We start from the raw sequence: 23931 nt of genomic DNA, 5'->3' as shown, positions 1-23931 counted from the left end.
TCCGGTCCTTAAATGAGTTTATCTGTTACTATCAGAAATATTTTCCTTGTCGGTATTTTATCAATATCCTGTTTGGCCGCGTACGCGCAGAATGGAAGTAAGGGTATGCGCCTCAATCGTAATGTGTTGATTAAAAAGCTTACAGAAGCCGATAGTAGTCTTGTTTTTAAGCAGGACACAGATATCAGCCTGCTACCAAATTTTGTCGCAACAGATGCCAATGGAAGCCGGGCCCAACTAATTGGCAAGCCCGATGAGCTGGCAATAGTTAAGTGGACTTACGTTTTTACGGCCGACGAAAAAGTGAACCTTGCCGAACTGCAAAAACTGGCCTGGTTTGCTAATACTTTAGGTGATCAGGAAGGACTCGACTGGTTTTTTGCCCAATTGGCCGAATTGGGTAAAGATTATAAAAAGCCGCTTTTGGAAATTAAAATGTTTGATTCAAAAAGCAAAGGCGAGATTAGTTATTCGCCAAAAGAAAAAGTACTTACCATAACTTTTACACCCTGGTAACCAATAAATATTGCAAACCTTTCGCTTTTTACCTTTCGCCTTTAACCTTCTATTTTATTACCTTTGCCAACTGTTTTCAAAAAAACAAAAACATGAGCAAAGCAATAATCAAAACCGAAAAAGGCGACATGACCGTAGAGTTTTACGATCAGGATGCCCCTAATACCGTTGCTAACTTTAAAAAATTAGCAAAATCAAACTTTTATGATAACGTGATATTTCACCGTGTTATCCCTAATTTTATGATTCAGGGCGGCGATCCAACCGGTACCGGTGCTGGTGGTCCAGGCTACAAAATTGATTGCGAGCTTACCGGCAACAACCAATACCATGACCGTGGTGTGCTTTCAATGGCACATGCAGGCCGCAACACTGGTGGCTCACAGTTTTTCATTTGCCACAACCGCACAAACACTGCCCACCTTGACCGTAACCACACCGTTTTTGGTAAAGTGATTGAAAATGTTGACGTTGTTGACGCTATTCGCCAGGGAGATAAAATTTTAGGAATCGAAGTTATTGAAGATTAAGTGAGTAGTTGATGAGGTGAGTAGTTTATTGGTTAAACATAATAAACTACTCATCTAATCAGCCCCAACAAAAAATATATGAATTTACAGGGAATTGTATCGGTATCAGGAAAACCGGGTTTATGGAAAGCTTTGGCACAAAATAAAACCGGCTATGTGCTGGAAAGTTTAGATGCACAGAAAACAAAGCTGATAGCCAACCTTTCTACAGCCAAATTAGCTGCTTTAAGTGAGATCACCATTTTTGGTGTTGAGGATGATATCAGGTTAACTGATGTGCTTGAGCGCATGAAATCAGCATCAAACATACCTGATGTTAAAGCCGATGGAAAAGCATTGCGTACCTTCTTTTATGAAGTAGCGCCTGATCATGACGAAGAGAAAGTTTACTCATCGGATATTAAAAAGGTAATAGCCTGGTTCCAGATATTAAAGCCGCTTCCAATTTTTGAAGAGGCCGATCCTACCCAGGCACCTGCCCCGGTTGCAGAAGAACCCGTTGCCGAAGCTGTAACAGCTGAACCGGAAGCTGAACCAGCAACTCCAAAAGCAAAAGCTAAAAAAGCCACAAAAAAAGCCGAATAATCGGCTTTTTTTAGTTTAAGATATATTTTACTTCTTAGCTAAATAATTAGGATTGGGGATAAAATCTCCTTCAATTATTCCACTTGAATCCACTTTCCAGGCGCCTTTGATAGCTTGCGGCGGCACGTTTACATCATGCTCAAATGTGGCGTCTATTTCATACACCCAACCGTTAGCATGATTCAACGCTTCTTTTATTGCGCCGGGCGCTGGCCTTCTTTTTAAAAGTGGTGTTTCCTCCGGAGTAATAATGTCGGCGCAGACTTGTTTCGCGGTAAATAGGTTTTTGAAATTAAACATCCATCGCATCATAAACAATAACCTTTTCCCAAAGGTGGCTGCAGTTTTTAATAAACTCCAGGTGGATAGGGTGGGTTTGATAGGTTGCCTGTCCGGCCAGGTCGCTGAAAAACATCAGCTCGGATACCGCCCAGGAGTTATCTACTACGTCGCGTTTTTCGGTACTGGCTACAATACCTACACGAAGTTTGCGCACGGTTTCAATTTTGGCAAGGGTTTTAACACCCGCTACCAGTTTATCGCGGTCTTCTGTTGATCCCGGATTTTTAAGCCAGAAAAATACATGGTGAACTATTGGCCATTCCTCTTTTTGCTCTTTCAGCGATATTGCCGATGCTGTAACTGTACCTGCAGCCAGTGCCGCTGTTGTGGTTATAAATTTTCTTCGGGTTGATTTCATGACAGGTTAAATAATCGCTTTCAAGGTAGTAAGAATTATTTAAAAGGTTTATAAGTTGTTTCAATCAAAACACATCCAAAACATAAAGCAGCGCAATAACAGGCAGCACATTTAAAAATATTACAAGCCCTATGTTCTGATCCTGCACGTCTCTTTGCGCATAACGGGACAGGAATATGATAAAAACCACATAGTAAATAAGCGGAAAAACGAATATTACGGAAAGCAGCAGTCCCGCCGAGCTCATAAGCTGGCCCCAGCCCAATATAATTGGCCATACCACCATTCCGACGATTTCAAGAAAGGTGATAACGGATAGTACTTTTAAGGTTTGGGCTTTGCTCATTTTAAGGTAATTGTTTACCTTAAAAATAAGAAAACTGAGGGGTTTTATGAAATATGAAGAAGTAGCCTATAAACACTCCGGCTGCTTACACCCTTCTTCCGAAAATTCGGGTTCAAAGGTACTGTGGCTGATATCAAGATGCTCCAGCCGATGACGGAGATCATGCTTGATATTATCAAAATCGGGCATTGCTTCGGGTTTGATCACCAGGTGGGCAGTAAGTGCGTTTTCGGTGGTGCTGAGTGCCCAAACGTGCATGTGGTGAACATCAACCACACCTTTGGCTTTTTTAAGTTCGGCTTTGATCTTGTCAAGGTCCATTTCGGCAGGTACGCCGTCCATTTCCAAACGCAGGCTGGCTGTAAGCAGGCTCCAGGTGCCGCGTAATATCACAAAACCAATTATCAGGCTCACTGCGCTGTCAATCCAGTACAGTTTGGTAAAGTATATGATAATACCAGATATCACCACTCCAAAGGATACTATGGCATCAACAGCCATGTGCAGGTAAGCGCCTTTAATATTGAGGTCGGTATCTTTATCTTTCACAAACAGCCAGGCTGTAAAAGCGTTAATGCCAATGCCTATAAAAGCAACCCAGGCCATGGTGCCGCCCGATACTATTTCGGGGTTCATGAAGCGCGTAATAGCCTCATAAATAATAAAACCAACGGCTGCAAATAATATTACCGCGTTAAAAAAAGATACGATGATAGTCGACCGCTTATAGCCGTAGGTATACTTACTATTAGCGCTTACTTTGGTGAGTTTAAAAGCAAGTAAGGCTAATGCGAGCGAGGCCACATCGCTCAGGTTATGACCTGCGTCGGTTAACAGTGACAAAGAGTGGGTAATAAAACCTGTAATAGCCTCAACCACCACAAACACCGAGTTAAGTACGATGCCCCAAATAAAAGCCGAATTTAAATGACCAAGCTTAGGGGCATGGTCGTGATGATGGTGCCCGTGCGAATGTGAGTGTGAATGATCGTGACCTGCTGACATTTAGCAAAGGTAGGGGAAAATTTCAGATGTGAGGATGTGCAAATATGCAGATTCATCTATTGTTCATTTTCTGAACCCGGATTAAACGGATGTAAGGATTTACAGGACTTTATTTTCAGCTTTAGTAGCAAGTATTGAAAAAATCCTGTGATCCGGAAAATCTCCCCAAATCCCGGTTTTACTCATGATGATAAGGCTCTCCCTTCATAATAGTATATGCCCTGTACAGTTGCTCCACAAAAAACAGGCGTACCATTTGGTGCGAAAATGTCATGCGCGAGAGAGAGAGCTTGTCGTTAGCCCGCTGGTAAACGGAAGTATCAAAACCATAAGGCCCGCCTATGATGAATATTAAATTGGCAGATGTGGTAACTTCTTTTTTATTGATATAGGCTGCAAACTGGCTTGATGTAAATTCCGTCCCTTTTTCATCCATCAGGATCACAAAATCAAGCGGGGTGATTTTCTTGAGAATCAACTCGGCTTCTTTGGCCTTTTGCTGCTCGGGGCTCAGGGCTTTGGTGTTCTTCAGCTCGGGGATTTCGGCAAGCTCCAGTTTGGTATAGTGTTTTAGCCGTTTTACATATTTATTAATGCCTTCCTTCAGGTAGGCATCCTCTGTTTTTCCAACGGTAAGGAACGTGATCTTCATATCTGAAACAAATAAACGTTTATTTAAAATATATGTGTTTATTTTGGTTGAATTTATCTGCACATGGAACAAACAATTATAAACGATTATACCCAAAGGGCAAGCCTCGCCGCTGCAGAAGCGGCCAAATATAAAAAGCTTGCCAATACCTATTCACTGCTGAGGCTCGGCATTTTTGCCATGGTGGCTGTAACTATAGCCTTTGCCATTCATTTCGACAATTTTAGCATCATCGCCATTGCCTTTGTACTGCTGGTTTTTGCCTTTGCCTGGCTGGTAGCGCGCCAAAGTGCGTTTGAAAAGCAGAAACAGTATTATGACGATCTGCAGCAGGTAAATGAAAACGAGATAGTTAGTATCCAAACCCACGGCAATATCTACAACGATGGCGCGCGCTACGCTAACGACAAACACTTTTACACTTCCGACCTGGATATTTACGGCAATGCCTCCTTATACCAACTCATCAACCGCACCGCCACCACGCCGGGTAATAGTAAACTGGCGGGTTGGCTCAATGCCCGGCAAGCAAACAAACGGTGTTACAACGTCAGGACGCCGTTAAAGAAATAGCCGCCAGGAACAGCTGGAAGCTCGACCTGCAAACACGGCTCATTTTCGCCATTAAGCAGGATGTTAACCAGCTTAAAAACTTGTTTAAATACCTGCACATTCCGCTCGATATGCCAGGCGAAAAATGGCTCGCCGCCTATACCAAAATAGCGCCTTACCTGTTTACGGCGTTGCTGGTAGTCGCTTATTTTTATTTGCCGACTAAGCTTGCGGCCATCGTGGTTGGCTTGTTTAATATGGGGGTGGTGTTTTCAAAAGCAGCCTACATCAGCAAAGCCGATCTTATTGCCGGTAAAATAGGCGATACTTTATCCAACTATGCAAATGTATTTAAGTGCATTGAAGACCAGCAATGGCAAGCTCCCTATAACAATATATTAGCACAACAGCTTAAAACAGATAAAACATCGGCTAAAATAAAAGAACTGGGGCAACTGATCAATAAACTTAATTATCATCTTAACCTATTAATCGGCTTTGTGCTTAACCTGTTTTTCTTATGGGATATCCGCCAGATTATTGCCATTGAAAACTGGAAACGTCAAAACCAGGACAGCCTTGAAGCTTCTTTTGATGCCATTGCTGAATTTGAATCACTCCTGAGCCTGGCCGGTTTAGTAGTAAACTATCCGGATTGGAGTTTCCCTGTTATTGACGACAGGCCGGGCTATACCCTTACAGCTAAAGCCATTGCCCATCCGCTTATTGACGCCACCAAACGTATCGAAAATGACTACGAACTGGATAATACCTTTAAGGTTGATATCATAACCGGATCAAACATGGCCGGTAAGAGCACCTTTTTGCGTACCGTGGGTATTAATACCGTGCTGGCCTTAAGCGGTGCACCTGTGTGCGCCAAAAGTATGCAGGTATCGGTGATCACCATGATCAGTTATATGCGCATCAAAGATTCGCTCAATGAAAGCACCTCAACCTTTAAGGCCGAGCTCGACCGTCTGCAAATGCTGTTGGCTGCCGTTGAAAATGAGCCAAAAGTATTTTTCCTGATAGATGAAATGCTGCGGGGTACCAATTCGGTTGATAAATACCTCGGCTCAAAGGCGGTTATCGAGCAGCTCATCCGCAAAAATGCGGTGGGTATGGTAGCCACTCATGATTTGCAGATAGCCCATCTCGAAACCAAATATCCTGATTACGTACGTAATTTTTATTTTGATATCCAGGTAATGAACGGCGAAATGCTGTTTGATTACAAGATCAAGCACGGCGAGTGCAAAACTTTCAATGCCTCGCTATTGCTTAAACAGATAGGGATTGAGGTGGACGCGGAGTAGAACCGGGATTTTAGGGGATTTACGGGATTATAGGATTTAGCCTGCCCCTTGATTTATGGATTTGCTGGATTATGGAATGGTTTTGTCAACCAAAAGAGAAAATCCAAAAATCAGAAAAATCCTCCCAAATCCTGGTTCAGAAAAAGAGCCGGAAGCATTTACGCTCCCGGCTCTTTAGTTTTTTCTTATATCCTGACTCTAACAGTCTTGACTCTTAAAGATTATCGGCCTCCTGTAGGTGAACCGCCGGCACCCTGGTCGCCTTGTTTCATGTCATCATTGTTGATGCCTTTTTTCTGTTGATTAGGGTTGCTGAAGCTTAATTTACCGAAGCTGTAGCTAAACGTTACACCAAACGAACGGAATGGGAACGCGAATTTGCTGCTTTGTGTAAATGTTGGCGTTTTTATGTCGGTATTAAAGTTTTTGTAAGTATTGAATGGCTCAATGGCATTAATACCCAATGCAAGTTTCTTTTGCATAAACTGTTTTTTAAAGCCAAAGCCCATAATGCTGAACGATGGGTTTGAGCCCTGAATGGTGCGGCGTGCCGAATTTTCAACAGCAAATGCCTCAGCTATAAAGTTGTTTGGCAGTGTAAGCTGAGCACTTAAAAATGCGTTGTACTGCACATAAGTATTGGTTTGTGTTTGCTGGTGCGTAAACTGGTCAATAGCGGTTGGCTTATAGGTGTAAGCGTTGATTTGCCCGCGTATGGTCAGGATTTTGAACGGGGTTACCGACCCAAAAAAGCTTGCGCCATATGAGTTATTTACACCAATGTTTTGATAGGTAGTTAAAGTAGCGTTCTGATCACCATTAGGTGGCAGGTTTTCAACTATACCTTCAATTAAGCCTGATGTATGCTTATAATAAGCAGACAGGTTGATCACAGACGATTTTATGAATGTGTTGTAACCCAATTCAACTGTTTGCGATATTTCGGGCGCTAAGTCGGGGTTACCAACTGTTTGCGCTGTAATATTGCTCCTGTTAACAAACGGGTTCAAAAACTGTAAGCTTGGGCGTGTTATACGCTTGCTATATGATAATTTGATAGTTTGAGTAGGTGTAAGCGCCTTTTGAAAAGTTAAGCTCGGTATAAACGTATTATAGTTTTGATCAAAAGGGCTAAGGTTTTGAGCGCTATTGATTGGCTCGCCGTGAATATCCGTATTTTCAAGCCTTGCACCTGTCATAATGGAGTAGCCTTTAGGCAGAGAGAAAGTTAATACGGTGTAACCGGCCCAAACGGTTTGATTATAATTATACCTGTTTGAGTTTGGATCGCTGAATACAAAACCGCCGTTTCCGTCCGGTACAAAATAATCCGAAATACTTTTTATCCTCCTGATGATGTTTTTACCACCGGCTTCCAGCTTAAGTAGTTTGCTTACGGGTAAAGTATAGTCGGCTTGTATGGTATACTCGTTGTTTTTACCATTAATATTGTTTTCAAGGGAATCAAACACCGCCGAATACAGGTTAGTATAATCGGTAACAATTTTGCTATGGCTCCATTGTGCAGACAGGTCCAATTCATGACCTTCTTTTTTAAATTTGTGTGTGTAATCAATGTTCCAGTCAAAGCCACCAAAACTATTGTGACCGCGACCATCAGAAGTGTAAGACTGGTCTTTGGTGTGATCAAAATAATAAGTTTGATTTGTGGTTGACAGCGAATGCGGATCAAAACCACCCTGATTTAAACGGATAGAAGTACGTAAGTTGTTGTACGCGTTAAAATCATAGCCAGCCGAAACAGAACCTATTACGCCGTGACGTTTAACGCGGCTGGTTCCGGTAGATGTTTGCTCATAGTGTTTGGTAGGATCGTTATAATTAAAATTCTGATCACTTGAGGTAAGCGAGGTTTGAGGCCATGTTGCGTTACCACCTGCGTTTGCCGATAAGCTAAACCTGTTGTGGTTATAGTTGATATTGGCGTTGCCGTTGTTTTGACGTGTACCAACACCACCGCTGATTGAACCGCTGATACCTGAAACATTTTTTTGCTTGGTAATGATGTTCAAAATACCGGCCGAACCTTCTGCATCATATTTGGCAGATGGTGAAGTTACCACCTCGATACTCTTGATCTGGTCGGCGGGGATGGTTTTCAATACATCCGATAAGCTGGCAGATGTAGCACCGGATGGCTTGCCATTGATCAATACACGTACGTTCTGGTCGCCGCGGATGGATACGTTACCATTTAAGTCGACAGCAACCAAAGGCACTTTCTGTAACACATCGGTAGCGTTGCCGCCAGCGGCAGTAAGATCTTTCTCCGCGTTATAAACTATCTTATCGATCTTATTTTCGATTAATGCGGCCTGGCCAACTACCGAAACTTCTTTAAGCGCGTGTGAGCTTGGGGCCAACAGTACCTGGCCAAGTTTAGCATCTGGTTTTGATGGGGTAGTGGTTACCTGATCAATATATTTAGTTGGGTAACCTATAAAAGAGATAGCCAGCTTGTATACGCCCGGCTTTACATTGTCCAATTTAAAGTTACCTTTTTCATCGGTTACAACACCGGTAATTGGCGATTTGCCTCCGCTGCGATATAAACCAACCGAGGCGTAGTCCATTGGTTTTTTGGTTAGCGAATCAATGATAGTGCCTGATATTCTGCCTGTTGTTGTAGGTCCGCCGCCGCCCACACCAAACTGGGCCTGAGCCGATAACGCGAAGCAGAATAATGCAATAAGTATGTAAAAACGTTTCATTTAGTATTATTTTGGTAATTGGAGGCGAAAATACTTTAAATGTTACATGCTGAATTTTTATTTTTTTACAAATAGTGCATTTGTAATGTATAAGTTACACTATTATGATGTAACCGGGGATTTTACAATGGGGGATTAAAAAGAGGGATTTGCAATGAGGTGACAATGATATAAAAACCATGTCAATTAGGAGTGATAAAACTTAGGGAAGATTTACGAAGTTTTGAAACTTGGTAAATCTGGATTCAACCGTTTTTTAGGAAAGGCACAAGTAAGCCCGGACCGGGGCAACTTGTGCCAGTAGAATATTCAATACCAATTATCAGATTTTACTCTGTCGTTACCCTCAAATTCAAGGTATCGGCTTGCATAGCGGTAAAAATACCGAGGCCGTTAACAACATTGGTTGGGGTATTTACCAGGTTTTGTGAGCTGCCGCGGGTATTGCTGGTTAATATATTAATGTATTCGTCGTTTACCCTTAGCAATATTACTTTATAAGCCCCGTAGTATTTGAAAGTGGTTTGCGTTATGCTGTATGTAGAGGCTCTTTCGGTATTGATCTCGAAGCTTGGGTTCCTGTTGTTCCTTACCGCTATAATCTCAAAAGGATTACTATCGGTGTTTTTGAAAAGCAACATATGCTGTAGCGAATCGGGGTTGGTCCAGGTAATGGTAGCGCGCACCTTATCGTTATAAGCCTGATCAAGCGTATTAGGCTCATGGAATACACTGTCGGTTAGTTTAAATCCAACTGGTTTGCCCGGCATCACTGTTGACGCGCTCACAGCCACATTATTATAAGTAAACTGCATGGAGTAAGTTTTACCGGCAGTTACGAACGAGGCATCGCTGTAAGTGTAAGTTCCGTTTGTTCCTTCGGTAAGTTTTACGGTCTGTGTACCATTGCTTACATTAATTGTTAGCCCGGTAATGCCTGATCCATAAGTAGCAGTATCCGTCAGGTCTTTTTGCTGATAAACTTTTACTGAAAGCGGTTGGCCGGCAACCAGGTATGCTTCAACAACAGGTTTGTTCACCGCATCCGTATCAGAAGAGTTTTTTTTGCAGGCCGATGCCATCATCAGGCAGCCGGCTATCAGTGCAAAAAATCGTATGTATGTTTTTATTTCCATCTTAAGCTTAATGTAACGTTAGGGGTAAAGCCGAGGTAGTTAACGTCGGTGGTAATAACCTGGTTGTTCTGCATTTGGTATTCGCGGTACCAGGTGTTGGTATGATTGTAAACGTTAAACAGCGACAAGCCTATAGACCCTATTTTATGCCCGTCTATCTTCAGCAGGTCATATGACACCGACATGTCCAGCCGGTGATAAGCCGGCAAACGTTCGGCGTTTTTATCGCTGATGTTGAGGTAAGTGATGCTGTTGCCGTCGACCGTTCTAATGGTATAGCTGGATAAGGGGGCAGTATAAGGATGCCCGGTGCTGAACAGGAAAGTAGCAGCAAAATTCCAGCGCTCATAATGATACATGTTGATGGATTTAAACTCATGGCGCACATCCTGGTCGGCGGCGTAATAATCAGTGCCAAAAGCTGAGAATTTATTCTGCGCCTGGGCAAGGGTATAGCTGATCCACCCGGTATAACGCCCCATTTTTTTCTGCACCAAAAATTCAACGCCTTTGGCACGACCGGTTCCCTCGTAAAAGTTTTCAGTTACGGTTTGTGTTTGATTTTGGTTAGCCTCCATCCTGAAACCACCTCCTGCGGGCTGTGTTTGCCTTACGGTATACTGGGTAAGGCCGCTAAGCGTTTTGTAGTATCCTTCAACGCTAAATAAAAGCTCGTCTGTTTCGTAGCTGGTGCCCAATATGAAATGTCTTGACCCGCCAACGGGGATATTGCTGTTGTTTGATAGTACCCAGAAATTACGGTTCCCCGCCAGTATATCCTCGCGGATCACCTGGTTTTCAAACTGGTAAAACTGCCCGGTTGCGCCTTTTATGGTAAATTTATCGGTAAGACTATAACTTGCCGACAGCCGGGGTTCAAAGTACGGTTTGGATGTAGGGCCGAAATAACTGGCCCGCAAACCAGGCTGAATATGAAATTTATTGTTTGGGTCGATAGCCAGCTCGGTGTAGAAACCCGCTAACATGGCATTGTTATGCTGGTTGATGAGCTTGCTGGTATCGTTTTGGGTATACTCGTAATCTATTTTTTTGTAGGATGCAAAACCGCCGAAGAGCAGCTTATACTTGTTACTAACTGTCCATTCCCACTCAGATTTATAGCTTGCATCCTTCAGGTTGTTGGTTTCAAGCGTGCCGTTGCTCAGCGTATGTGAGATACCGTTGGTATCAATTTGTGAAAAGCCCGAAGTACTGCGGTTCCTGTCGTTGAAATAGGACGAGTAGGTGATGTAGTTATTGGAGTATAGTTTCTTATTCCATTGCCTGAACCATTTGATACTGCTGCCCAGGTTACCGTATTTAGTATAATCGGTTATGTTGATACCGCTGCTGCCCGACGACAGGAACGATGGCAGGCCCAGTTCCCTGCTGTTATCTGTTTTATCGGTACCTGTGTACAAAGTCCATGATACTTTATCTTTTTGACTGATGCTGTACGTGTACTTGGCATCAAAATCATAAAAGTAGGAGCTTGGGGTTATCTGGTTAGCAAAACCGCCGCCGCCAAAGCCTCCCCGGCCGCCGCCACCCGGACCGCCCCCCTGCGTGGTTGATGTTTGATTAAACTGGTTAAAGATCTTGTTATAAAACGGCCCCTGGTATGAGCGCCTTACTGCTAACAGCAAGGTCGATTTATCAGAAAGCGGCGTTTCCAGGTAACCGCTTGCGCTCAGCAAACTCAAATCGGTACCGATGTTGGTTTCGTTCTTGTTACCCTCTTTGCCGTTGAGTTCGGTAACGCTCGAAAGCCTGCCGCCATATTTGGCCGTAAAGCCGCCTTTATATAATTGCACATCCTTAATGGCACTGGCATTGAAAGCACTGAAAAAGCCATACAGGTGATCAACCTGGTAAATGGTAAAACCATCCAGTACAACCAAATTTTGGTCGGGGGTACCGCCGCGTACGTATGCACCTGATGATGACTCGTTGGTACCGCTTACGCCGGGCATCAGCTGGAAAGCCCGCAGCACGTCCTTATCGCCCATGGTTGGCAGCTTATCTAAATTGGCCGGCGAAAGCTGTAACACGCCAACCTGCCTGCTATCGGTATTCATAACGCCGCTTTTTTTACCCGTAATAGTAACCTCGTTTAAGCTATTGAGCGATGAATATAACCCACAGATCAGCGGCGAATTCAGCTTTTCGCTGCTCAGCCTAAAATAGTCCGTTTGGTAACCTGTATAGGAGACCTCCACTACCGATGTATCTGAAGGTACCCTGAACATCGTAAAATAACCATCAGCATTGGTCATAACGTTGAGGTCGGTCCCCCTGATCTTCACCGTAGCCGATGGCAGCGACTCGCCTGTTTGCTGATCAATTACCCGCCCGTTAATACTCACCAAAAAATGTTTGGGTTTGGCTTTGGGCGCTTCAATCTCTTTAGCCTTTACCGCATTGGCTGCCTGCAATGACAACTTGTTGAGTTTTTGCAGCCGCGCCAGATCGTCGGTGTTTTGGAGGATGTAGATAGTGCCGGTTGATTCTATCCAGTAATGCAGACTGTTTTCATTGCAAACCTTGGCAATTACATTTTTAAGCGGTTCTTCAAAAAAGTGCTCCACAACGTCCATTTCATGTAAAGGCTCCCGTTCAAATACTATGCGGACTTTATAGTTCATGGCCAGTGTATCAAAGAGCTCATCAAGCGGGCACGAAAAAAAATGGTTAACTACAATCTTTTTTAGCTTTTGTTGGGTTTGCTGACTATGGGCCACCGTACCGCACAAAATCAGGGAGCTTATTAACATTAGGGAAAATTTCTTCATGTAGGGGTATATTTTCTTCGATGCCGAAAATGCACCATGTTTTGAAGCGCCTCAAATAAAATCGACCATGGGAGGCTTTGTGTAGACCAGATGCCCGGATGTGTGGCAGGGGGATTTTGCTTAGTAGCAGTTGTTGTGCTATAAAAAGAGGGGGGAATATACGATTCCCCTCTTGAGAGGGGCGGAGGGGTGTGTATCTGCTTTGATATGCCTATTGTAGAAACACACCCCTGCTACCGCACTTTCTATCGCGCCCCCTCTCAAGAGGGGAATTTGAAAATATCGATTAAATTATAGGGAATGTCATTCGAAGCAGTAACGATTAAGCAATGACATATTTTTTGTATTGAAGGCCTACACCTTCCCAATCATCCTGTTTATCACATCACGATATCCATCACTTAATGGTATCTCGGTGTTGATGAGTTTGATACGGGCACGGCGCATTTGGGATACATGGTCGAGGTTAACGAGGTATGATTTATGTACCCGGAAAAACTGGTCTGGCGGTAATTGCAGCTCAATAGCTTTGAGGCTGATGCGGGATAATACCGGTTTTTGCTGATTGATGAGGTGAACTTTTATATAATCTTTAAGCCCTTCAATGTATTCAACCTGGTCAAAACTGATCTTAACGAGGTTATAATCAGCATGCAAAAAGAAATAGTTTTTAGTGGTTGGCTGCGGCACATAACTGCGGCGAAGCTCATATAAGTCGAGCGCTTTATGGCAGGCTTTTAAAAAACGGTCTAAGGGTACGGGCTTAACCAGGTAGTCAACCACATCAAGTTCAAAACCTTCAACCGCAAATTTTTCATAAGCGGTTACAAATATCACCATGGGCTTCTGTGTCAAGCTCCTGATGAGTTGTAAACCGTTAATACCCGGCATGTATATATCGCTGAAGATAAGGTCTATCTGTTCTTTTTGCATGGCAATGATCGCCTCGCCCGCGTTGCGGCAACGCGCCACTACCTGTATGGTGTTTACATGCTTCAGGTTGTCTTCCAGCAAGTCGAGCGCAAGCGGCTCATCGTCAATTATTAAACATCGCATCATTTAAGTTCCAGTTGCAGCATAACTATATAAGCCTGCTCGTTTTTGTTGATATATAGATTGTGTTTGCCGGGGTATAACAGCTCAAGCCGGCGTTTAACATTAGCCAGACCAATACCCGAGGCGTTATCTTTACTTTCTTCGGTTGGGTTGTACACGTTTTGTACGCTGAAACGCAGGTTCTTTTCGTCGGTAAAAAGTGTGATGGCTATAGCCGGCGACTCAATATCGCCCGTGCCATGTTTAAAGGCATTTTCAACAAAGGGGATCAGCAGCATGGGTTCAATACTTTTTTCGGGAGCTTTGATATCCGAGCTGAAGCTGATCTTTACCTGGTCGCGAAAACGGAGCTGCTGGAGTTCGATATAGCTGCGGAGGTAGTCTTCTTTTTGGCACAGCATAACTTTTTCGGCATCGGTTACATAAAGCATATAACGGAGCAATTTAGAAAGCTGGATGAGTGTAGGCTCAACTGCCGAAGGGTTTAAACGTGAAAGCGCCACCGCACTGTTAATCACATTGAAAATAAAATGCGGACTGATCTGCGAACGTAAAAATGCCAGTTCAGAGATCAGCGAAGCATTATCAATGTCCTTTTTTTTATTGATGGCTTTAAACTGATCGGCCAGGTAGTGATAAGCAAAGCTGCCGGCGGTAACAGATAATAAGGGGAAAATAACCAGGAACGGCCCCGGCGGGCGACGATGATGCCCCATCCAGGGAAAATGAGGCACAGGGAAATAATGTCGTACTTCCATTAGTATTACATTGAACACCACAAAGGAGGCAAGCAAGGCAAAAAAGTAAAGCCAGATATTATTTTTTAAGATCCTGGGAATAAGAAAAAACGCATTCAGGTAGAATTCGGCCGCGAGCACCAGGTTAAAACTGATAATGTGCCCCAGCGAAAAAGCAGGCTGCGGAAAGCCGCGCATATCCGGCCTGGAAATGATGGGCGTAAAAATGATCAATGCCCAAAATAACAGGTGGATACAAATTTCGATAATCAACGCTGGCTTTATCCGTTTAAACATATCATGCTAAGGTAGCCTCATTTTAAACCCGCACTCAATGTAATAGACGATGGGGCAAAATGTGCCGACGAAAGTACAGTATCTGTTGTACGGAAACCTAACTTCAGGTGCTGCACAAGGCATATTTAACATCTATTAACATTTGAAGGCAGCTAATTGAAAACAAGCGGTTTCGCTGTATAAAAAAGGTGGCATTTTCCGTTAAATTTGTTTAACAACTAATTACCTATGTCAATAACAAAACCCATCCTCCGAATTTTTGATTATGATAAAGCCATTGAATTTTATATCAACTGGCTTGGCTTTAAAACTGATTGGGAACACAAACCCGAAGGTGTGCCGGTATACATCCAAATTTCCCTGCGCGATGTAGTGCTTTACCTCTCCGAACATCATGGCGATGCCAGTCCGGGCAGCCATATAGCGATCGATGACTTTAGTGAGCTAAGGGATTACCACGCCCACCTCATCGCCAAAAAATATAAATACAACCGCCCCGGTTTGGAAGTGCCCGAATGGAATGACAAGGCTATTATGATGACGGTTCACGACCCGTTTGGTAACCGGTTAACCTTTAGTGAAGAATTGAAGGGGTAAGGCTGTTGATTCCTTCCTTTTTTAGCGCAAGTGTTGTGTGGTTGGCTGGAGGGGCGCTCACTTGTGCTTTCTTTATGCTTTTATAATTGTATTTAACTATTTTCAGTGCGTGAGTACTAAATACAAATTCGCTAATCCGGAGGGGATATACTTCGTGACTTTCGCCATTGTTCATTGGGTCGATGTTTTTACAAGAAATATCTATCGTGATATCTTACATGATAGTTTTCGTTATTGTATAAAGGAAAAAGGTTTAATTATTTATGGGTTTGTTATTATGAACAATCATGTTCATTTGCTCATAGGCAAAAAAGGGGATCAAAGTCTATCAGCCATTATGCGGGATATGAAAAAGTTTTCATCTGTTAAGATTATCAGGGAAATCATAGAAAATCCGGTAGAAAGCCGAAAACTCTGGATGCTTAAACTCTTTGCTGACACAGGAAAAGCAAATACAAATAATACCCATTATCAGTTATGGCAACAAGAAAATCATCCGATAGAAATTGAGCCACACTCAAATATGTTTGATCAAAAGTTGAATTACATTCACCAAAATCCTGTTAAAGCAGGATGGGTTAACGAACCTTCAGCATATGTTTATAGTAGCGCCGCTAATTATGAAGAAAAGGGTGGGGTTTTGTTGGAAGTTGAAGTAGCATATTGATTTAGATTTTTTTTGAGTTTTAGCGCAAGTCTTGAGCCCCCGGAGATGCGTAGTTGGAGACTTTGTGCTTCGACAATATGTCTTGCTGTCTAAAGCCAAAAGGCACAAGTCATCCACCCCCAATGCCAGCCACACAAGACTTGCGCCAGAAATGATAATAAAAGCCCGAAACTAACTTAATTTGTTTCGGGCTTTGTATTATATAAGGTTAGTCTAATTATAAAACGTCCATGAAACGCCGAACTTCAGGATGGCATCCTGTTGTGGGTAACGGTTAACCGTGTAATAGCCTTTACTCCAGGCCCGCTGGTTGATGTAATCATAAGCAACAAACAGGTTGGTACGCTGCAGGGTTGCTTTGAAAAATACACCAAATATTGGATAGGACGAAAACGTTACGTTTGCGCCGTTATAAAACTGGCCCAATCCCGGGGCATATGAAGGGGCAACATATTCTGTATTATACCTTCCATTTATACCCATACTGGCATGCAGTACATTAAGTAAAACCCTGTTAATATATAAGCTGCTGTAAGCATATACTTCCGGGGTACGAAGCGTGTTTTGATAATCGGTTTTTTGGTATACCACGTAATTATCAAAGTGCAGGCTCCGGTAAGTGAAGTTTTTACCCAAACTTACTTTTAACAGGTTGATAGAGTTGTTAAGCTGAGCCGGGCGCGCATCGGTACCGCCATCCTGGGCTGTAAAATACAGGTAATTGCTGATCAAAAAGTATTCGGCTTTTAAATCAATTTGCAGGGCATTGTTAATGTAGTTGAACGAAGCGCTGGTTGTTTTTTGATTACTGAAATCATTATGAAAAATATAATGATTAGAGATCCAGTTATTATAAACCAGCGGAGGCGAGCTGTTTTGTGAATAGGCTTCTAAAACGATCTTGCCGGTTTTTTTGCCGCCTGCCAGGGTAAGTTTGGCATCATATAAGTAATTACCAAAATCACGGCCCTGGGCAATCTGCCTGAAATCGGCGTCGAGCGCAATGCGGTCGCTAAAGCGATAACCCAGTTTGGCTTTCAGCGTAATATCCTGGAAAGTGTTGTGCTGTACCTTGTCCTGGTGAACGTATTTTACACCATACTCGTTTAGGGTGGTATCGCTAACATATTGGTTATACGAATAAAAATCGTGTACAAGCCCTAAGTCAAGCTTAAGCTCGTTCTTTACAAATTTTACTGATTTACTTCGCAGATAAAAGCTATACGAAAACTCATTTTGAATATGCGTGACGACTGTTGAATCCCTTGACCGGTTATTGCTGTAATAATAATCGGGGAACACATTATAGGTATCAACACCGCTTTGCTTATAAAGGTACCTGCTGTTTGATACATGAAGGGTATGCGATACACGTTGGGTAGGGAGGATCTTTGAATTGTCTTTCCCCTTATTCAAACTATCTATCCGGCCTAAATAATAAAACTGTTTAATGTAAAGGCCCTTATCGTTCCAGTTTTCATAACTATACGGTAAACGTACCGCTGCCCTGTCTTTTGAAAAGGCGTTGTTTACATTGGTACTGGTAAATACCGAATCGTTGAGAATGCTGCCGGTTTCGGGGGCCTTAAGATTGTTGAACAAAAGGTTGGCCAGCAGGTTATATCGTTTGCTTTTTGATTCGTACCAGGTAAAAATAGAGGCATTCAAATCACTCACGTTTTGGCCAAGCACATTGTTAAAATTGTAGAAACCCCTTGATCCGTTGAAATTAAGGTTAAAACCGATGTTCCAGTTGGGCTTTATGTTTTGGGTATGAACGATATTAAACAGTTGGATGGCCGAACCACCAAAGGCATTATACAATGTTAGTTTGGTATAAGGTACACGCGTGTTATAGTAATTAATATCCTGGGGCTTTAAAGCGTAAATATCAAGCGCATGCAAGCCCAGGTCAAAGCCTATGGTTCTGCTGGGCTCAAAAAGCAAAGGCCGTTGTGACAAACCAATATTACCCAAATGAATTCGGGGACTGCGCGGATCAATGAGCGGGCTATAAATCTCAAAGTTGGTGATACCAGTATCAATCGGAAACAGTTGTGTACTATCATTCAGCAAACGCTCGTTGGTAACGCGGATAAATTTGGAGCTAAAAACTACCGAATCCTTTTTGTTTTCTTCCTTTCGCCTTAAACTGTCCAGCAGCTGATCGTCGGTCATTTGTTTTTCCTGCCGGCGCGCGGTATCACGGGTAGGCAGGTTACGCGGATTTGTACGGGTACCATACTGCGCAAAAGCGGCCTGTACTGATAAGCACATCAGTAATAAAAAAATATATTTGAGCTTTTGGCGCATTAATTACCGGCTATCAGTTCTTTAAGTATCAGGGTCATTTTGGGCTCGGCTTCCTGCGCAATAGCAATAATCTCCTCCAATGTTATGGGCTTAAGCACTTCCGGGAAGCCTTCATCTGTTAATACCGAAATAGCAAAAGTCGGGATCCCCATATGGTTAGCAACAATAACTTCGGGTACGGTGCTCATACCAACGGCATCGCCGCCAATGATACGCAGGTATTTGTATTCGGCACGGGTTTCCAGGTTAGGACCGGTTACGGCTACGTATACCCCTTTATGGCAGGTGATGTTATTTTTCTGAGCGATGGCTAAACCCTTTTCGATCATATCATGACGGTAAGGTTCGCTCATATCCGGGAACCGTGGGCCAAGCTCTTCATAATTGCGGCCAACCAGCGGGTTTTGAGGCTGCAGGTTAATATGATCTTCAATGATCATCAGGTCGCCCTTTTTAAAATCGGGGTTAAGCGAGCCGCTGGCGTTTGAAACATACAGCGTTTTAATGCCCAGGTATTTCATCACCCTAACCGGGAAGGTGATCTGCTGCATATTGTAACCTTCGTAATAATGCAAACGGCCCTGCATGGCCACAACTTTAACACCTGCAAGGGTACCAAAAATCAGCTTACCCGAGTGGAACTCCAATGTTGAGATAGGGAAATCAGGAATGTTGGAATACATGAGCTGTTTTTCAACCTCAATTTCTTTTACCAGGCCACCAAGGCCGGTACCTAAAATTATACCCACTTCGGGTTCAAAATCGCCTATCCGGTTTTTGATGTACCGGGCGGTGCCTTCAATATTGTCTAACATATGTTTGTACTAATTCGTCAAATTGTTGTTGCCCGTTATTTAAAAAACTAATGCCTATGGGCAGCACCAAAATGGGCAGTTTTTTAACCATCGCAAGCAGGTCCTGTTCCCCTAAACGCTGTGCATCCTTTTCTGTTGTGATGATCACTTTTTTTTGTGATGCACAGGCCGAAAATTCATCGGCAAGTTTAGTGATATTTTTTAAGCTAAAACGGTGATGGTCGGGATAATTATGATGAACAACCAGGGGTGTTTGCTTTTTCAGATGCGACAATAAAGGTTTTGGATTAGCTATTCCCGTAAGCAGGAAAACCGTGGTTTGATCGTCGATGGCATTTGTAACCGGGGCACCATAGAGAGTTTGGGCCGGCAGATAGTTTATGGTGGTAAAAAATAGCGACTGGTGCGGATACGGTTTGACTCGTTTAATCACGCAGCCTTGTTCCAGATCGGTAAGCGAAGCCGGACATTTACTGATGATGATGACATCCGCCCTTTTACGCCCGCCGAATGGCTCGCGCAGGTTACCCGCCGGGAGCAGGAAATGAGGTTCGTTAACACGGCTGTAATCAAAAAGCAAAATGCTCATGCCCGGTTCAAGCGCGCGGTGCTGGTACGCATCATCCAAAATAATAACATCATGATCGTCTTTTAACTGCTCAACGCCATCAACCCGTTTTTCGCAAACGGCAACATCAAGACCCGGGAATTTATGTTTGAACTGCGCAGGTTCGTCACCGATATCCGAGGCTTTACTTTCGCTAGATGCCAGCAAAAAACCTTTGGTAATACGACCGTAGCCCCGGCTAAGCGTGGCAATTTTATAATTGTCCTTCAACAGCCTGATCAGATATTCGGTCATGGGGCTTTTACCGGCGCCGCCAACATCCAGGTTGCCGACTACGATCAGCGGCATGTCAAAACCTGTGCTTTTGAAAATTTCCCGGTCGTAACACCAGTTGCGAATAGCCGTAACCAGGCCATAGATCAGCGAAAATGGAATTAAAAGCCAGCGGAAGAATTTCATAAATGATTTTGCGGGCCGTCATTGCGAGGTACGAAGCAATCCCCGATGTGCAGGTCGGCAGTGCAAGCCCCTCTGTATAGTTTGGGATTGCTTCGTACCTCGCAATGACGTCTTTCTTCTTTTAAATTTCTGAAGAACAACAAAGTTAATATTTGATGCCGATTTACTATCAGTCTATCACCCCAAACTGCTTCAAATGATGTGTAAAATGCTTTCCGTGCCATATGGTCCACTCATAATAATCCATAGGGCCAAAGGCGCCGTGGATCACTTTAACATCGGGGGTATTAAAATACCTGTCGAAAGTGTCAAGTTCTTTCATTAGCTGATTAATAGCTGTTTCCAAATTGGGGTAGATTAAGGTATCCGCCAATTCTTCCACAAAAATATTACGGGGTATTTCTGCATCGGTATAAATGGCGGCGTGTTTACGTACAGCTGTATTATCATCCGGGCCATCCCAGGCTGGTATTTTTACACCGTTGGTATACTGAACCTGGTCAATAAGGTGTTCGATCATTTGCTGCGGTTTCATTTTGCCCCAAAGTGGCGCTGCTTCGGGCCGCAGGTTGACCATTAAGCGGTACAGCACTTTGCGGTTGGTAATATCAACAAAATGGTTCATGGGCTAACGGATGTTTTAGCAAATATAAACGAGTGATTGCCTGTTATATTAAAATTTGTATTTTCATTTTTTAAATTGCTATCACATGAAACATAAACTTACCTTACTGTTGTTGACATTGTTAGCAGCACCGGCATTTGCACAAACCGACAGTAAACTCACCGCTAAATTGAATGAAGCTGTCAAAGATTTTCAGGGCCAGGTTGGCATTTATGTACATAATTTAAAAAACGGCAAAACGGCGGAGATCAATGCAGATACGCTGTTCCCTACAGCCAGTATGATCAAAGTAAGTATCCAATGCGGGGTGATGGATAAGATAGAGAAAGGTGAGCTAAGGTATAATCAAAAATTAGTTTACCGCGATTCATTGCTTTATGCCGGCGAGGATTTGCTGGGCTCGTTCAAAGATAAAGACACTGTACAATTGAGTAAAGTGGCTATGCTCATGATCACCATGAGCGATAATACCGCAAGTTTGTGGCTGCAAAAGCTGGTGGGCGGCGAATATATCAACAACTGGCTCAATCAAAATGACTTTAAGGTAATGCGGGTAAATTCACGTGTGGCGGGCAGGGAAGCTATCCGCAAGGTCTATGGTTGGGGAGTAAGCACCCCCCGCGAAATGTGCCGCCTGTTCGCTATGATCCGCGAAGGTAAGGCGGTAAGCCCGGCAGCCAGCGAGCGGATGTACCGTAACATGGGCCGCATTTACTGGGATGAGCACGCGTTGTCGCAAATTCCGCCTTATGTACATACCATTTCCAAACAGGGAGCGGTTGATGAATCAAGGTCGGAAACTGTGCTGGTAAATGCCCCGCATGGAGATTATGTGTTTTCGATCATTACTAATCATAACAAGGATACCAGCTGGACACCCGACAATGAAGCCGGATTGCTGATCAAAAAAGTATCGGCCCTGCTTTGGCATTATTTTGAACCTGGAGATAAATGGCAACCTGCACAAGGAGTTGACAAGTTTATGTTGAATGAGTAAATAATTACAAGGCATTGCTGCTTCTTTTAGCGTAAAGTCTTGAGAGAAAGCCGAGAGACATATGTTTTCGGTATCCGGATAGAACGATGCAGACACCATTCTGAATATACTGTTAAATTAAGATGAAAAAAATATGAGATTTATATAAATGGATGTTATATGGTGCAAAAGAATTAAATTGTAACAAACCCCATAAAATTATTAAAAATCATTTTTATATTTACAATTCAATTACGGGTATCCAAACCCGGATTTGTGATAAGGTTTAGGTTTAAAGCCCCATGCAGCGAGTGCTATGGGGCTTTTATTTTAGGGTATCATACTCAAAAAACTTAAAAACTAAACTTGGTAAGTCTGCGCATTTGCACTGCTAACTGCCACTGCGCACTGCCGGCTTACCTCATGGCGCTTCACTAAACTCTTCATCCACACTTTCGCGTAAATCATACAGTAACCATTGCTTACCGGCAATTGATCGTGTTTTTGACTGCAGTAGTTTAATGAAATCGTTAACGCCTACAGGTTCATTGCCGTTTCCGTGTATGAGCACAATACTGCCATTTTGGGGTTGTTGGCCTTTAGCCAGCCATGCATCGGTGCCAACCGGGATCAAGCCGAAACCGGTAATCCGGTATACTAACTGCTGATCAGATACCAGGCCGGGAAACCTGAAAAATACCGACGGCAACAGGCCATTACGCAGCATGGCCTGTTCCGTTTCCAGTACTTCATAACTAATATCTGTTCCTGGTTCAAGTAAAAAGTTTTCTTTAAGCGGGGCTTTCAGGCTAACCCGGTGATTGAAGGAATGATTGATCCAGGTAATGTAGATCTCACGGTTGGCCTGCATTTGTTTTAGCCAGGCCAGGTCCTGCGGGTGCTGGCGCATCCAGATGCCGGTTATGGAAAGCGCTATTGGTACTGGTCGTTCTACTTTTTTAAATTCGGTGAAAATGTCGGTGAAGATGCGCTTATCCAGCGGGCGGTGCGATGGGCAAAGGTCGGCGGTAAGGCTGATGCCGGTTTGTTTGGGGATTCCGCTTTCGATGCCTGCGTCCTGAATGTTGACAGATTGTTTTTCGGCTTTACTGAGCGCTTTTTGATAAGGTGTACTTTTAAAAAACTCACGCGCCTGCCCCACCGTCATGGGTTTGATCTGGTAAAAGCTGCTTTCGTTTATTTTGGTTTCCAGTGTTTGCGGGTTCACCATCAACAGATAATTGCGCCCCTCATTATCAAAGCAGCGAAGGATCATCCAGTCTTGCGGATAGTTGCGCGCCCAGCCATAGTAAACCTTGTAGTTTTCTATTTTGCGATAAACGGTTTGTGCAAAAGTACCGGTACAAAGAAGTGCAAGAATAAAGAGCGGTAGAGATATCTTAAGAAATTGTTTGTTCATGGGTATTTGTTTGCCAGTTTTTACCGGTAAGTATACTGCTTACAACTAATATCAACATAAAAATGGTTATTGGAATAAACATGTAATTATCAAAATGTTGATGTCTGGTTATTTCGGCAGATGGAGATTGATGGCCTAAAGCCGAAAGCGGGGGATATATCGTCCAGCCGCCTTTGGTGTTTACATCCAGTGTTTGCTCTAAAAGCAAAATCATCCGATATATCCTTATCAGCATAATAATCAACAAAAAGTCGCTTGTTATTAAAACGATATTGACTATTTTGTTTTTATATCGTTTGACAATAGCACGGATAAAATAGATTAGCGTAGTCAAAATGGAAAAAGTCCCCAATACCAGGAGCTGAAAAGAGGATGCTGACATCACAAAATAGGTATCGTGCATGTTTATATCAAGTGTCATATTGCCGTATATTGTTCCTGACAAAACAGGCCAACAAAAAAAGGCCAGCGCATATATGGCAAACAGTACGCACAGTTCGATAATGACTTGTTTAGGCTTCATGGTTTAAAGTTAA

Annotated in this window: 24 protein-coding genes; 8 read left to right on the top strand and 16 right to left on the bottom strand. The window is 43.2% G+C overall.

Annotation, left to right across the window (positions count from 1 at the left end):
• Positions 1 to 12 precede the first annotated feature (12 nt).
• From DIU38_RS20060 to DIU38_RS20050, 3 genes are all read left to right on the top strand, one after another.
• A complete protein-coding gene (locus tag DIU38_RS20060; RefSeq protein ID WP_112652712.1) occupies positions 13 to 516 on the top strand; it encodes a hypothetical protein in 504 nt (167 codons plus the stop codon).
• Between the two features lie 92 nt (positions 517 to 608).
• Complete coding sequence (locus DIU38_RS20055; protein WP_090534226.1) at positions 609 to 1046, top strand: peptidylprolyl isomerase; 438 nt, start codon at positions 609 to 611, stop codon at positions 1044 to 1046.
• 78 nt (positions 1047 to 1124) lie between these two features.
• The gene (locus DIU38_RS20050; protein ID WP_167516233.1) at positions 1125 to 1631 is read left to right on the top strand and encodes a DUF5606 family protein; all 507 of its coding nucleotides are present in this window, start codon (positions 1125 to 1127) and stop codon (positions 1629 to 1631) included.
• Positions 1632 to 1658: 27 nt separating this feature from the next.
• Here DIU38_RS20050 and DIU38_RS20045 read toward each other — a convergent pair whose 3' ends face one another.
• The 5 genes from DIU38_RS20045 to rlmH all read right to left on the bottom strand — a co-directional run bounded on the left by DIU38_RS20045 (position 1659) and on the right by rlmH (position 4334).
• Positions 1659 to 1931, bottom strand: coding sequence for a hypothetical protein (locus tag DIU38_RS20045; protein ID WP_091172092.1), 273 nt, complete (start codon positions 1929 to 1931; stop codon positions 1659 to 1661).
• A complete protein-coding gene (locus DIU38_RS20040; RefSeq protein ID WP_091172094.1) occupies positions 1924 to 2331 on the bottom strand; it encodes a Dabb family protein in 408 nt (135 codons plus the stop codon). Before DIU38_RS20040 ends, DIU38_RS20045 begins: the two co-directional genes overlap by 8 nt.
• 64 nt (positions 2332 to 2395) lie before the next feature.
• Positions 2396 to 2677 carry a hypothetical protein gene (locus DIU38_RS20035; protein ID WP_112652711.1) on the bottom strand — a complete coding sequence of 94 codons (282 nt, stop codon included), beginning with the start codon at positions 2675 to 2677 and terminating at the stop codon, positions 2396 to 2398.
• Positions 2678 to 2743: 66 nt separating this feature from the next.
• Positions 2744 to 3682, bottom strand: a complete 939-nt coding sequence (locus DIU38_RS20030) for a cation diffusion facilitator family transporter (RefSeq protein ID WP_112652710.1) — start codon at positions 3680 to 3682, stop codon at positions 2744 to 2746.
• A 178-nt stretch (positions 3683 to 3860) separates the two neighbouring features.
• Positions 3861 to 4334, bottom strand: a complete 474-nt coding sequence (rlmH, locus tag DIU38_RS20025; protein ID WP_112652724.1) for a 23S rRNA (pseudouridine(1915)-N(3))-methyltransferase RlmH — start codon at positions 4332 to 4334, stop codon at positions 3861 to 3863.
• Positions 4335 to 4397: 63 nt separating this feature from the next.
• Here rlmH and DIU38_RS20020 point away from each other — a divergent pair, with 63 nt between their 5' ends.
• Positions 4398 to 4907: a hypothetical protein gene (locus DIU38_RS20020; protein WP_149354132.1), complete on the top strand. Its 510-nt coding sequence runs from the start codon at positions 4398 to 4400 to the stop codon at positions 4905 to 4907.
• Entirely contained in the window at positions 4874 to 6205 is a 1332-nt protein-coding gene (locus tag DIU38_RS20015) for a MutS-related protein (protein ID WP_149354131.1), read from the top strand. Before DIU38_RS20020 ends, DIU38_RS20015 begins: the two co-directional genes overlap by 34 nt.
• Positions 6206 to 6426: 221 nt before the next feature.
• On the opposite strand, the gene DIU38_RS20010 is transcribed toward DIU38_RS20015, so the two are convergent.
• From DIU38_RS20010 to DIU38_RS19990, 5 genes are all read right to left on the bottom strand, one after another.
• Positions 6427 to 8937, bottom strand: a complete 2511-nt coding sequence (locus DIU38_RS20010) for an outer membrane beta-barrel family protein (RefSeq protein ID WP_112652708.1) — start codon at positions 8935 to 8937, stop codon at positions 6427 to 6429.
• Between the two features lie 329 nt (positions 8938 to 9266).
• A complete protein-coding gene (locus DIU38_RS20005) occupies positions 9267 to 10073 on the bottom strand; it encodes a DUF4249 family protein (RefSeq protein ID WP_112652707.1) in 807 nt (268 codons plus the stop codon).
• Positions 10064 to 12865, bottom strand: a complete 2802-nt coding sequence (locus tag DIU38_RS20000) for a TonB-dependent receptor (RefSeq protein WP_112652706.1) — start codon at positions 12863 to 12865, stop codon at positions 10064 to 10066. The genes DIU38_RS20005 and DIU38_RS20000 overlap by 10 nt, the downstream gene beginning before the upstream one ends.
• A 354-nt stretch (positions 12866 to 13219) precedes the next feature.
• Positions 13220 to 13921: a LytR/AlgR family response regulator transcription factor gene (locus DIU38_RS19995; RefSeq protein ID WP_090534205.1), complete on the bottom strand. Its 702-nt coding sequence runs from the start codon at positions 13919 to 13921 to the stop codon at positions 13220 to 13222.
• Positions 13921 to 14955, bottom strand: a complete 1035-nt coding sequence (locus DIU38_RS19990) for a sensor histidine kinase (protein ID WP_112652705.1) — start codon at positions 14953 to 14955, stop codon at positions 13921 to 13923. The genes DIU38_RS19995 and DIU38_RS19990 overlap by 1 nt, the downstream gene beginning before the upstream one ends.
• A gap of 228 nt (positions 14956 to 15183) precedes the next feature.
• On the opposite strand from DIU38_RS19990, the gene DIU38_RS19985 reads away from it, so the two are divergent.
• Complete coding sequence (locus DIU38_RS19985) at positions 15184 to 15552, top strand: glyoxalase superfamily protein (RefSeq protein WP_112652704.1); 369 nt, start codon at positions 15184 to 15186, stop codon at positions 15550 to 15552.
• 109 nt (positions 15553 to 15661) lie between these two features.
• Complete coding sequence (locus tag DIU38_RS19980; RefSeq protein WP_112652703.1) at positions 15662 to 16219, top strand: REP-associated tyrosine transposase; 558 nt, start codon at positions 15662 to 15664, stop codon at positions 16217 to 16219.
• 213 nt (positions 16220 to 16432) lie between these two features.
• Here the strand turns inward: DIU38_RS19980 and DIU38_RS19975 are convergent, their stop codons facing one another.
• From DIU38_RS19975 to DIU38_RS19960, 4 genes are all read right to left on the bottom strand, one after another.
• A complete protein-coding gene (locus DIU38_RS19975; RefSeq protein ID WP_112652723.1) occupies positions 16433 to 18496 on the bottom strand; it encodes a putative porin in 2064 nt (687 codons plus the stop codon).
• A gap of 35 nt (positions 18497 to 18531) precedes the next feature.
• Positions 18532 to 19347, bottom strand: coding sequence for a purine-nucleoside phosphorylase (locus DIU38_RS19970; RefSeq protein WP_090534201.1), 816 nt, complete (start codon positions 19345 to 19347; stop codon positions 18532 to 18534).
• On the bottom strand, positions 19331 to 20374 hold the full coding sequence (lpxK, locus tag DIU38_RS19965) for a tetraacyldisaccharide 4'-kinase (RefSeq protein ID WP_112652702.1): 1044 nt from the start codon (positions 20372 to 20374) through the stop codon (positions 19331 to 19333). The genes DIU38_RS19970 and lpxK overlap by 17 nt, the downstream gene beginning before the upstream one ends.
• A gap of 169 nt (positions 20375 to 20543) precedes the next feature.
• Positions 20544 to 20999, bottom strand: a complete 456-nt coding sequence (locus DIU38_RS19960) for a hypothetical protein (protein ID WP_112652701.1) — start codon at positions 20997 to 20999, stop codon at positions 20544 to 20546.
• A gap of 85 nt (positions 21000 to 21084) precedes the next feature.
• Here DIU38_RS19960 and DIU38_RS19955 point away from each other — a divergent pair, with 85 nt between their 5' ends.
• A complete protein-coding gene (locus DIU38_RS19955; protein WP_112652700.1) occupies positions 21085 to 21996 on the top strand; it encodes a serine hydrolase in 912 nt (303 codons plus the stop codon).
• A 400-nt stretch (positions 21997 to 22396) separates the two neighbouring features.
• Here DIU38_RS19955 and DIU38_RS19950 read toward each other — a convergent pair whose 3' ends face one another.
• Positions 22397 to 23395, bottom strand: a complete 999-nt coding sequence (locus DIU38_RS19950) for a polysaccharide deacetylase family protein (RefSeq protein ID WP_243770695.1) — start codon at positions 23393 to 23395, stop codon at positions 22397 to 22399.
• Positions 23376 to 23918 carry a hypothetical protein gene (locus DIU38_RS19945; protein WP_112652699.1) on the bottom strand — a complete coding sequence of 181 codons (543 nt, stop codon included), beginning with the start codon at positions 23916 to 23918 and terminating at the stop codon, positions 23376 to 23378. Before DIU38_RS19945 ends, DIU38_RS19950 begins: the two co-directional genes overlap by 20 nt.
• Between the last annotated feature and the right edge of the window lie 13 nt (positions 23919 to 23931).

This window comes from Mucilaginibacter metallidurans (assembly GCF_003286435.2).
Taxonomy (GTDB): Bacteria; Bacteroidota; Bacteroidia; order Sphingobacteriales; family Sphingobacteriaceae; genus Mucilaginibacter; species Mucilaginibacter gossypii.
The sequence above is the reverse complement of the archived record's forward strand: the minus strand, read 5'-3'. Positions and strand labels throughout refer to the sequence as shown.